This window comes from Pseudonocardia adelaidensis (genome assembly GCF_039543345.1).
In the GTDB taxonomy this organism is placed as follows: domain Bacteria; phylum Actinomycetota; class Actinomycetes; order Mycobacteriales; family Pseudonocardiaceae; genus Pseudonocardia; species Pseudonocardia adelaidensis.
Genome location: NZ_BAABJO010000003.1, coordinates 365894 through 376804, shown reverse-complemented (window position 1 = coordinate 376804; position 10911 = coordinate 365894). Strand labels below are relative to the sequence as shown.

The following is a 10911-nucleotide window of genomic DNA, read 5'->3' as shown; positions in this document are numbered from 1 at the left end:
AGGCCGGCTACCAGTGGCTCACCCGCCTGGCCCTGGGTTGCGGCAAGGACGATCCGCGGGGCATGGACGCCCGCCGCGCCGACCTCGCCGCCGCCCTGCTGTCCGGCCGCCTCACCAACGCCGCACCCGACCCCGGCAGCGACACCGATGCCGACAGCGACAGCGGCGCCGCCACGGACGAAGGCGCGGACGAAGGCGCGGACGCCGACACAGACACAGACACAGACGCCGGAGGGTCCGGAGACGCCGACGACGAGGATTGCGGCGAGCCGGTGTGTGACGCGCAGGCCTCAGCGGCTGGTGAGGCAGGTGGATCCGACGACGGTGCGGAGGCGAAGGTTGCCGTCCCCCGGCCGGTCAACCCCGGCAAACCCCTCGTCCAGATCCTGATCCCCTTCACCACCCTGCTCGGCGCCGACGACCACCCCTGCGAACTGGTCGGGCACGGCCCCATCCCGGCCGACCTGGCCCGCGAGATCGCCGGCGACGCCACCCTCAAACGCCTGGTCTACGACCCACTGTCGGGCACCGTGCTGGACCACGGCCGCAGCACCTACCGGCCCCCGGCCGGACTCGCCGACCACGTCCGCGCCCGCGACGTGTACTGCCGCGGCCCGATCTGCCGCCGCCGCGCCCTGGACGGGCACCTCGACCACATCACCCCCTACCCGCACGGCCCCACCAACGACAAGAACCTGCACGGCTGCTGCGGACACGAACACCGCATGAAACACGCCCCCGGCTGGGCCGTGCGCGCGCTACCCGACGGACGGATCCAATGGATCACCCCCACCGGCCACCGGTATCACAGCCACCCCCACGACTACCGCACCGACGACGAAATGCCACCCGACAAGACCACCACCCGCAACGGCCTGCCGAAAGACCTCGCCGCCCGGCTGGAACACATCCAGCGCGCCCGCGGCACCACCGCCCTGCGGGACGGCGAGGCCATCCCGGACGACGGGGACGAGCTCCCACCCTTCTGACACAGCGCGCTCCTGCGCACGTTGCCGGTGCGCGCCCGTCGGCGGGCTACTGGCAGGACCTGATGGGTCGCGGCAGCCCGGGCTCGGGGAGACTCGGAACGTGACGAGCACACCGCACCGCCCGCTGGACGGCCTGCAGGTCGTGGAATGCGCGAGCTTCGTGGCCGGCCCGACCGGTGGCATGACGCTCGCCCAGCTCGGTGCCTCGGTGATCCGGATCGACCCGATCGGCGGCGGCCCCGACCACGGACGCTGGCCCGCCGCTGGGCACGGCACCGGCGACTCCTACTACTGGGCATCGCTCAACAAGGGCAAGCGCTCCATCACCGTCGACCTGCGCTCCGCCGAGGGACGCGAGCTCGTCCTCGCCCTCGCCACCGCACCCGGGGACGACCGCGGCGTCCTCGTCGACAACGTGGTGGGCCGCCGCTGGATGGCCAACGAGGCGCTCACCGCCCGCCGGCCCGACCTGATCCACGTCCGCGTCCAGGGCTACCCCGACGGCCGCCCCGCCGTCGACTACACCGTCAACGCCGAGGTCGGCATCCCCCAGATCACCGGCGGCGAGGACGGCGCCGCACCGGTCAACCACGTCCTCCCCGCGTGGGACCTCGTCACCGGGCTCACCGTCTCCACCACCGTGCTCGCCGCCCTGCACCAGCGCACCCGCACCGGTCGCGGCGTCTACTCCGAGATCGCTCTGTCCGACGTCGCCCTCGCGGGCGTCGCGAACCTCGGCTGGCTCTCCGAGGCCGAGGAACAGCATCGCGAACGCCCGCGCCACGGCAACCACGTCTACGGCAGCTTCGGCGTCGACTTCGCCTGCTCCGACGGCCACCGGGTCATGGTCGTCGCGCTCACCCCCGGCCAGTGGACCGCGCTGATCACCGTCACGGGCACGGAGGCGGTCTTCGCCGCACTGGAGAAGGCGCTCGACGCCGACCTGGCGGACGAGACCGAGCGCTACCGCCTGCGCGACACGATCGCCGCCGTCCTCAAGCCGTGGTTCCTCGCGCGGGACTCGGCCACCGTGGAGTCCGAGCTGAACCGGGCACGGGTGCTGTGGGGGCGCTACCAGGGCATGACCGACGTCGTCGACGAGTACCGCGGCGGGGCCCACCCGCTGCTCGCCGACATCCGGCTGCCCGGTGGGACCACCGGGATCACCGCCCGCTCCCCCATCCGCTGGGACGGCGAACACGGTGCCCCCGGTGCCGCCCCGCAGCTGGGCCGGGAGACCGACGAGGTCCTCGCCGACGTCCTCGGGCTCTCCGGGCCGGAGATCGGAGCGCTGCACGACCGCGGCGTCGTCGGCTGACCCGGGGATCCAGGCTGCGGGCACTGACGATCACTGTTGCGCTCGGGTGCGCTTTGTGTTTTATATATAAACTATGACAGGCCCGGGCATCCCTCGCGACGGTCTGACCGACCGCGCGTACGAGACCCTTCGCGACCGCATCCTCGACGGACGGCTGGCACCGTCCGAGCGCCTCCAGATCGACCGCCTCAGCAAGGAGCTCGGGGTCAGCCACACGCCGGTCCGCGAGGCGTTGAACCGCCTCACCTCCGAGAAGCTCGTGACACTGGCCCCGTACAAGGGGTTCAGCGTCACCCCGCTCCTCGACGTCGACAGCCTGCGCCTGCTGCTCGAGGCCCGCCGCGTCATCGAGCTCGGGGCGCTGGACCGCAGCGTCGTCCTCGCAACCGAGTCCGACCTCGACGGGATCCGGCAGGTACTGGCCAAGCTCGACGGGATCGTGGCCGAGCCGGATCTCGACATCGTCAGCTTCAACCAGCTCGACGCGGAGTTCCACCGGCTGACCGTCACCCCGTGCCGCAACCCCTACCTGATCGGCTCCTACGACGACCTGCGGGTCCACCTGCAGATCGCGCGGTACTACCGGGGGCGCCCGGCCACGGACTCCCAGCAGGCCCAGGTCGAGCACCACGCGATCCTGGACGCGCTGGCGGCCGGCGATCGGGACGCCCTCGTCGACGCCGCGTCCCGGCACGTCGACACGGTCAGCGGCCGGCTCGCCGGCGAGGGGCCGACGGCATGAGCACCGCCGCGGCAACCGTCATCGACCTGCTGGAACGCGCCGGTGTCACTCGCTTCTACACGGTCCCGGGCGAGAGCTTCCTCGAGCTCATGGACGAGGTCGACCGGCGTCCCGGCCTCCGGCTGATCTCGACGAGGCACGAGTCCGGCGCCGCTTTCATGGCCGAGGCCGACGCCAAGGTGACCGGCCGTCCGGCCGTCGCGATGGCCACCCGCGCCGTCGGCGCGGCGAACCTCGCCATCGGCGTGCACACCGCGCGCCAGGACTCGACGCCCATGATCGCGCTGCTCGGCCAGGTGGAGACCGACCACCTGGGCAAGGAGGCCTTCCAGGAGGTCGACCTGCCCCGCTTCTACGACGAGATCACCGTCTTCGGGGCGACGGTGCACCGCCCGGACCGCGCCGCCGAGATCGTTTCCAGGGCACTGCTGCGCAGCACCGGACCGCGGCCGGGCCCGGCCGTCGTCGCGTTCCCCGCCGACGTGCTGGCCGGTGCGGGCCTTCCGGCCGACCCGCCCGTCCCGATCTCCGGGCCGGCCGCCACGGACGGTGACGTGGGCCGGGCCTTCGACCTGCTCGCCGCCGCCGAACGCCCGGTCGTGATCGTCGGCGAGGGGGTGCCGGACGGGCACCACGAGCTCACCGAGCTGGCGGAGGCGTTCGGGCTCGGCGTCTACGCGGCCTTCCGCCGCCAGGACACGTTCCCGAACGACCACCGGCACTACCTGGGTCACCTGGCGCTGGGCACCCCCGCGGAGATCACCGGACCGCTGCGCGACGCCGACGTCGTCCTCGTCATGGGGAGCAGGCTCGACGAGGTCACCACCCAGGCCTACACGCTCCCGGCCGCCGGACCCGCGGTCGTCCAGGTCGATGCGGCCGCCGAGAACCTGGGCGCGGTCGTGACCCCGCGGCTCGCCGTCCACGCCTCCCCGCTCCTGTTCGCCCGGGAGCTGACGCGGCTGGCCGCGGACCGCCGCCACCGTTCGGCCTTCCCCTGGCAACGGGCCCGCGCCGGGTACGAGCGGTTCAGCACCCCGGAGACCGTGCCGGTCGAGGGCGAGGGCCTGCACCCGACCACGGTCATGACGGCGCTGCGCGCGCACCTGCCCGGCGACAGCATCGTGGCGAACGACGCCGGCAACTTCTCGGTGTTCGGCCACCGGTACTGGCGCTTCAACCACCCCCGGACCCAGGTCGCACCGATCTCGGGCGCGATGGGCTACGCCGTCCCGGCCGCCGTCGCCGCCTCTCTCGCGGCCCCCGGCCGGACGGTGCTCGGACTCGTCGGCGACGGGGGGTTCCTCATGACGGGGCAGGAGCTGGAGACGGCCGCCCGGTGCGGCGCCGGACCGCTGGTCGTGGTCTTCCAGAACGGGCTCTACGGGACGATCGCCATGCACCAGGCACGCTCGACCGGCCGCCCTGCCGCCGTCGACATCAGCCCGGCCGACCTCGGCGCGTTCGCCCGGTCCCTCGGGGCCACCGCCCGCACCGTCGACGAGGCCGGCGAGCTCGACGACGCGGTTCGCGAGTTGCTCGCCACGCCGGGGCCACGGGTGCTGGTCGCCCGCACCGCCGCCGACGTGCTGACGCCGTCGGCCACCCTCAGCGGCCTGCTCGGGGGGCGCGCGTGAGCGAGCTCGCGAGCGAACCATCGGCGCAGAGCACCGTCGCGCGCATCGAGGCGATCCCGGTTGCCGACCCGCTGGACGTGGCCGACCGGTACGGGTCGTCGCGGGGCCTGGTGCCCGGCCGGGCCGCCGTAATGGTCCGCCTCGAGACCAGCGACGGGGTCGTCGGCTGGGGGGAGGCCTGGGGTGGGTCGCCCGCGGCCAGGACCCTCGTCGAGGAGCTCGGCGAGACGTTGGTCGGGAGCCCCCTGCGGCCGTCGTCGAACTGGCTGACCGGCCTCCTGCAGCGGTCGTACCACTACTCGTCGTCCGGGCTGCACGTCGTCGCCGCCAGCGCGCTGGACATCGCGATGTGGGACGCCTTCGCGCGCACGCTCTCCCGCCCCGTGCACGAGCTGCTGGGCGGCCCCACCCGCGACCGGATCAGTTGTTACGCCTCCACCGGGTACGTCACGGTCGACAACGACCTCGGCCGGTTCCGCAGCGTGTTGCAGGAGTCGGCCGACGCGGGCTACCCGGGCGTCAAGATCAAGATCGGGCTCGGCCGGGACAGCGACGAGGAACGCACCCGGATCACCCGCGAGACCTTCGGCCCCGGCGCCGTGCTGTTCGTCGATTTCAACGGCAACTACACGGCCGACCAGGCGATGCGCTCCCTCGAGGCGATCCGGGCACACGATCTCGGGTGGGCCGAGGAACCGGTCACCCCGGACGACCACGAAGGCCTGCGGCTGCTGCGCCGGTGCGGGGTGCCGCTCGCCGCGGGCGAGGCCGCTTACACGCGGTTCGGGTTCCGCGACCTGATCGCCGGTCGCCTGATCGACGTGGCCCAGCCCGACGTCACCAAGTGCGGCGGCATCAGCGAGGCGCGTGTGATCGCCCACCTCGCACAGACGTGGAACGTCCGGTTCTCGCCCCACGTCTGGGGCGGCGCGATCTCGCAGGCGGCGACCGTACAGCTGCTCGCCGGTGTGCCCACCTACCCCCACACCGACAACGAGCCCGAACCCCTCTGGTTCGAGATGGACCGCGGCACCAACGCCCTCCGCGACGAGCTCGCCGCCGTGCCGCTGGGCCGGGACGGCACCGACGTCCTCGTCCCCGGGACGGCCGGGCTCGGCGTCGAGATCGACGAGAAGGCCCTCGCCCGCCTGCGGAGCGACCGGTGACCGGCCGGCTGGCAGTCGTGGGCGGCAACGGCTTCATCGGGCAGGAGGTGGTCCGCCAGGCACTCGCCGCCGGCTGGGAGGTGCTGACCGTCGATCCGGCCGCACCCCGCCGTCCGGCCGGCCTGCCGACCGGACGGGGAGTCCGGCACGCGGCCGTCAGCGTCACCGACGAGGACGCGCTGACCGCGGCCCTGACGGAGTTCGCCCCGCACAGCGCGGTCAACCTCGCTGCGTACGGCGAGGGCACGGGCGGCCTGGCCGGGGGCGCCGGCAGCAACCCGACCCGCGCGGTCGAGGTCAACGTGGGCGGCACGGCCGTCCTGCTGCAGGCGCTGCACCGGGCCGGCTGCCGGCACCTGTCGTGGTCGAGCAGCAGCACCGTGTACGGCCCGCGGACCTCCTACCGGGAAGGCGTGGTCGACGAGGACGCGGCGCCGGCCCCGCAGTTGGTCTACGGGGCCACCAAGGTCGGCGCCGAGCAGATCGCCCGGGTGCTGGCCCCGGAGTACGGGATCCGCGCGGTCGGCGTCCGGTTGCCGCTGGTCTACGGCAGCGGCCGGTGGTACGGCGGGAGCCAGCTGGACCTCGTGACGTTCGCCGAGCGCATCGCGGCGGGCGCGCCGGCCGTCCTGCGGGCGTGGACCGACACCGCGGACTGGATGCACGTCGACGACGCGGCCCGGTGCCTGCTCGAGTGCGCGGTGAACCCGGCGGCCACCGCGCCGGTCTACAACGCCGCCGGGCACCGGTCGAGCCTCCACGAGCTCGGGACCGCACTCGCCGCCGCAGCCGGAACCACCGCGAGCGTGGAGGCCACGGCGGACGGCGCGCCCGACCTCCCCCTCATGGACGCCACCCGGATCCGCGCCGACATCGGGTTCGCGCCCCGCATCGCGGACCCCGCCTCCGGTGCCCGCCGGTACCTCGATCCCTCCCAGGAGGACATCCCATGACAGCTCTCCCCAGTGCGCGGCTGACAGAGCTCGGTCTCGCGCTCCCCGACCCCGCTGTGCCGAGCTTCGACTACGTACCGGTCACCGAGAACGCAGGCGTGCTCTACGTCAGCGGCCAGCTCCCCAAGGAGGACGGCGCGGTCCGGATCACCGGGACGCTCGGCGCCGACCTCGGCATCGAGCAGGCCCAGGAGGCCGCGCGCATCTGCGTGCTGCAGGGGATCGCCTGCGCCGCGGCGCACGTCGGTGGCGTGGACGGCCTGGAACGGGTGCTCCGGGTCATCGGGTTCGTCGCGAGCACCCCCGACTTCCACGACCAACCGCGGGTCATCGATGCGGCCAGCGAGCTGCTCGGCCGCATCTTCGGCGAGAACGGACGCCACGCCCGCTCCGCCGTCGGGGTCGCGGCGCTCCCCCGGCGAGCACCCGTCGAGATCGAGTTCATCCTGACCGCGCGCGACCCGGAGGCACGTCCATGAGGTTCCGCAGAACGACCGTCCTCGCCACCGTCGCCGCGCTGTGCACGGCCCTCACCAGCTGTGGCTTCCTGACCGGCGGTTCGGCCTCGTCCGGCGCCGACGGGTCGTGCGCCCCGCAGGACCTGCGGTTGGCGACGATCCGGGCCGAGGGGGATCCGGCGACCCTGGCCGCCCAGCGGTTCGCCGACTCCATCGCCCGCGCAACGGACGAGCGGATCAAGGTACGGGTGTTCCCGAACAGCCAGCTCGGCGACGTCAACGGCATCTTCGCCGGGCTGAGCTCCGGCCAGGGCGTCGACATCTTCTACGAGGGCATCACGATCTACCCGACGCTGTCCGGGGCGAACGCGTTCACCGTGGTCAGCGTCCCGTTCATGTGGGACAGCTACGAGCAGCTGCTCGGTGTCCTGCGGTCCGACGAGTTCACCCAGCTCTTCGAGCAGGCCGCCGAGCAGACGGGCGTGCGGGTCATCGCGGTCGAGGGCGACGCCGAGCCGCGGGCGCTGTCGGCGAACCGCCCGATCGTCACGCCGGAGGACATGCGAGGGCTCAAGCTGCGGATCGCCGAGGCGCCCATGCCGCAGGCGTTCGCCCGTGCACTCGGCGCGAACCCCCAGGTCGTTCCGCTGTCCGACCTGTACCTGGCGCTGCGCCAGGGCGTGGTCGACGCGCAGGAGAACGGCGCGATCACGATGATCAACCAGAGTCTCGACGAGGTCCAGGGCTACTACATGCCGACCAACTACATCCGCGACGCCCGGTCCTGGTACGTCAACGACGCGTGGTGGGGTGGCCTCTGCGCCGCCGACCGGGACGCGGTCACGAAGGCGGCCACCGAGGCCGGACAGCTGGACACGGCCGAGGTCGACAGGCAGCTGGCGGCCGCCGAGCAGGAGCTGCGGTCCCGCATCACGGTGGTCGAGCCGGACGTCGAGGCGTTCCGCGCGGCGTTGGACGGCCAGTTCGACCAGTTCGACGGGCAGCTGTGGCCCGCGGGCGTGCTGGACACCGCGCGCAGGATCAGGGACGAGCAACGATGAGGGCCTTCACGCTGGCCGAGCCGGGAGCGTCGTCGCGGCTCAGCGGCCCGATCGGCCGCCTCGCGCAGGGGGTGTCCGCCGGCCTGTTCATCACGCTGCTGGTCCTCAACCTGGTGCAGGTCGGCCTGCGGGCCGCCGGGGGTGGCTTCGTCTGGGTCACGGACCTGAGCCAGCTGATGCTGCTCTGGATGGTGATGACCGGCGTGGTCGCCGCCTACTGCGCGGGCGAGCACATCGTCACCGGCTACCTCGACACGAAGCTCGGCGGCCGGCCGCAGATCGTCCTCCTCCTCGGTCTGCGGGTCCTGGAGGTGCTGTTCTTCCTCATCCTGGTCATCGCCGGGTACACGGTCGCCACCGTGCGGGCGGCCATCCCGTACGTCCAGCTCGGCATCTCCACCGGGTGGACCTATGCCGCCATCCCGGTCGCCGGGGTGCTGCTGCTCGCGGCCGCGCTGTCCCGGCCGCTCAGCCTGCCGAGCCCGGAAGTCCCCCTCGACGACCTGCCGGAAGGACGCCCGTGAGCGCCATCCACGACCTGACGACCACCGAGTTCGCCGACCTGTCCCCGCGGCCCCGGCTCGCCCTGATCCCGGTCGGCGCGACCGAGCAGCACGGACCCAACCTGGCGATGGGGGTGGACTGGCGGATCGCCCACGCGATCGCCACGAAGGTCGCGGCGGCCCTGTCCCCCACCGTCGTCACGACGCCGCCGCTGCCGTTCGGGCTGTCCGCCCACCACATGGACTTCCCGGGGACGATCAGCATCGGTGCCGACGCGTTCCGCGCCGTCCTGACCGACGTCGCACGCAGCCTGGCAGTGCACGGAATCACGAAGCTGGTGTTCGTCAACGGGCACCGGGGGAACGAGAACGTCCTCGGCGTCCTGATCACCGAGCTGGCCTACCAGCACGGCATCGAGGCGGCGTCGACGTTCTGGATGACCCAGGCCGCCGACGTCATCGCGCGGCACCGCGTGACGGAGCGCTGGGGACACGCCTGCGAGATCGAGACCGCGGTCGCCATGGCACTGACCGAGGACCTCGTGCGGCCGGACGCCCTGGAGGCAGGCGACCTCATCGAGGACTACGGCGTGCTCGAGGACAACTACCGGCCGTTCGCCGCAGGCGTGGTCCGCTCGTTCGCCTCCCGCACCCGCAACGGGGTCTTCGGGGACGCGACCCGGGCGACCCTCCGGTCCGGCACCGAGATCAGCGCCGCCGCGGTCGAGCGCACCACCGAGTTCGTCCGGGACTTCGCCCAGCGCCCGTCCCGGCTCGCCGACCGGGGTGGCCCGTGGACGTCCTGATCCTCTTCGGAGCCCTGTTCGCCTTCATGGCCCTCGGCCTGTCGGTGTGGATCTCGATGGGGGCCGCGGCCCTGGTGGCACTGGCCGTCCTCGGGCTCGGCGACGCCACCGACCTCCCGACCGCCATGGCCGACGGGGTGGGCAACTTCGAGCTCCTCGCCATCCCCTTCTTCATCCTCACCGGCGAGCTGCTCAACCGCGCGGGTCTCACCGACCGGATGGTCGCGCTGCTCATGTACTTCCTCGGCCGGTTCCGCGGTGGCCTCGCGTACGCGACCGTCGGGGCGAACGTCGGGATCTCCGGCGTCTCCGGCAGCGCACCGGCCGACGCCGCCGCCGTCTCTTCGGTGATGCTCCCGGCGATGCGCAAGGAGGGCTACGAGCCCTCCTACGCCGCTGCCATCAACGCCAGCGCACCCGTCATCGGGCCGGTCTCCCCGCCCAGCATTCCGATGATCTTCGTCGCGCTGGTCACGCACCTCTCGGTCGGCAAGCTCTTCCTCGGCGGCGTCGTCCCGGCCCTGCTCCTCGCGGCCTCCATGGTCGTGGTGATCCTCTGGCAGGGCCGGCGGGGGAAGCTGCCCGACGCCCGCCCGGACACCTACACCGCCGCGTCCCCGCTGCTCCTGCTCGGGAGGGCGCTCCCCGCGCTGCTGGCGCCCCTGTTCCTCGTCCTCGGCATCATCACGGGTTTCGCAACGGTCACCGAGATCTCCATCCTCGCCGCCACCTACGTGCTGTTCCTCGGCCTGGTCGTCTACCGGACGATCACGCCCGCCGACCTGTTCCCGCTGTTCCGCACGAGCGCCGTGAACAGCGCGACGATCATGGTCCTGTTCGCGGTGGTGGGCACGTTCTCCTACGTGCTCACCGTGGGCGGGCTGAGCGAGAACGTCACCCGGCTGGTCGGTGCGCTCGACGTCGGCCCGGTCGCGTTCCTGCTCCTGGCGATGGTGTTCTTCCTGGTCGTGGGGATGCCGATGGACGCGGTGCCGGCCATCCTGATCTTCCTCCCGATCCTGCTGCCGGTCGCAGAGGGCCTCGGGATCGACCCGATCCACTTCGGCGTGATCGTCGTGGTCAACCTGATGACGGGCTGTTGACCTGGCCGGTCGGCGCGCTGCTCTACGTGGTCACGAAGACGAGCGGGGTGCCGTTCGGCCGGCTCAGCGTCGCCGTCCTGCCGTTCTTCGGCGCCATGCTGGTCGTGCTGCTCCTGCTCGCACTGGTGCCGGGGCTGGTGACCTGGCTGCCCAACCTCCTGCTCGGTCCCTGAGG

At 72.7% G+C, this 10911-nt stretch carries 12 protein-coding genes; all 12 read left to right on the top strand.

The window, feature by feature from the left end; all coding sequences use genetic code 11:
* A partial coding sequence (locus ABEA81_RS05655; protein ID WP_345603713.1) for an HNH endonuclease signature motif containing protein occupies positions 1–989 on the top strand: 989 nt, incomplete at its 5' end.
* Between the two features lie 100 nt (positions 990–1089).
* Positions 1090–2307, top strand: coding sequence for a CoA transferase (locus tag ABEA81_RS05650; RefSeq protein ID WP_345603712.1), 1218 nt, complete (start codon positions 1090–1092; stop codon positions 2305–2307).
* A 73-nt stretch (positions 2308–2380) separates the two neighbouring features.
* A complete protein-coding gene (locus ABEA81_RS05645) occupies positions 2381–3049 on the top strand; it encodes a GntR family transcriptional regulator (RefSeq protein WP_345603711.1) in 669 nt (222 codons plus the stop codon).
* Positions 3046–4686, top strand: coding sequence for a thiamine pyrophosphate-dependent enzyme (locus ABEA81_RS05640; protein WP_345603710.1), 1641 nt, complete (start codon positions 3046–3048; stop codon positions 4684–4686). Before ABEA81_RS05645 ends, ABEA81_RS05640 begins: the two co-directional genes overlap by 4 nt.
* Positions 4683–5852, top strand: a complete 1170-nt coding sequence (locus tag ABEA81_RS05635) for a mandelate racemase/muconate lactonizing enzyme family protein (protein ID WP_345603709.1) — start codon at positions 4683–4685, stop codon at positions 5850–5852. Before ABEA81_RS05640 ends, ABEA81_RS05635 begins: the two co-directional genes overlap by 4 nt.
* Positions 5849–6805, top strand: coding sequence for an NAD-dependent epimerase/dehydratase family protein (locus ABEA81_RS05630; RefSeq protein WP_345603708.1), 957 nt, complete (start codon positions 5849–5851; stop codon positions 6803–6805). The genes ABEA81_RS05635 and ABEA81_RS05630 overlap by 4 nt, the downstream gene beginning before the upstream one ends.
* Positions 6802–7284 (top strand): RidA family protein, encoded by a 483-nt coding sequence (locus tag ABEA81_RS05625; RefSeq protein WP_345603707.1) that lies wholly within the window; start codon positions 6802–6804, stop codon positions 7282–7284. The genes ABEA81_RS05630 and ABEA81_RS05625 overlap by 4 nt, the downstream gene beginning before the upstream one ends.
* Positions 7281–8324: a TRAP transporter substrate-binding protein gene (locus tag ABEA81_RS05620; RefSeq protein ID WP_345603705.1), complete on the top strand. Its 1044-nt coding sequence runs from the start codon at positions 7281–7283 to the stop codon at positions 8322–8324. The genes ABEA81_RS05625 and ABEA81_RS05620 overlap by 4 nt, the downstream gene beginning before the upstream one ends.
* Positions 8321–8848: a TRAP transporter small permease gene (locus ABEA81_RS05615; protein ID WP_345603704.1), complete on the top strand. Its 528-nt coding sequence runs from the start codon at positions 8321–8323 to the stop codon at positions 8846–8848. Before ABEA81_RS05620 ends, ABEA81_RS05615 begins: the two co-directional genes overlap by 4 nt.
* The gene (locus ABEA81_RS05610; RefSeq protein WP_345603703.1) at positions 8845–9633 is read left to right on the top strand and encodes a creatininase family protein; all 789 of its coding nucleotides are present in this window, start codon (positions 8845–8847) and stop codon (positions 9631–9633) included. The genes ABEA81_RS05615 and ABEA81_RS05610 overlap by 4 nt, the downstream gene beginning before the upstream one ends.
* Positions 9621–10736, top strand: a complete 1116-nt coding sequence (locus tag ABEA81_RS05605; RefSeq protein ID WP_345603702.1) for a TRAP transporter large permease — start codon at positions 9621–9623, stop codon at positions 10734–10736. Before ABEA81_RS05610 ends, ABEA81_RS05605 begins: the two co-directional genes overlap by 13 nt.
* Positions 10733–10909 carry a hypothetical protein gene (locus ABEA81_RS05600; protein WP_345603701.1) on the top strand — a complete coding sequence of 59 codons (177 nt, stop codon included), beginning with the start codon at positions 10733–10735 and terminating at the stop codon, positions 10907–10909. Before ABEA81_RS05605 ends, ABEA81_RS05600 begins: the two co-directional genes overlap by 4 nt.
* Positions 10910–10911: the final 2 nt, after the last annotated feature.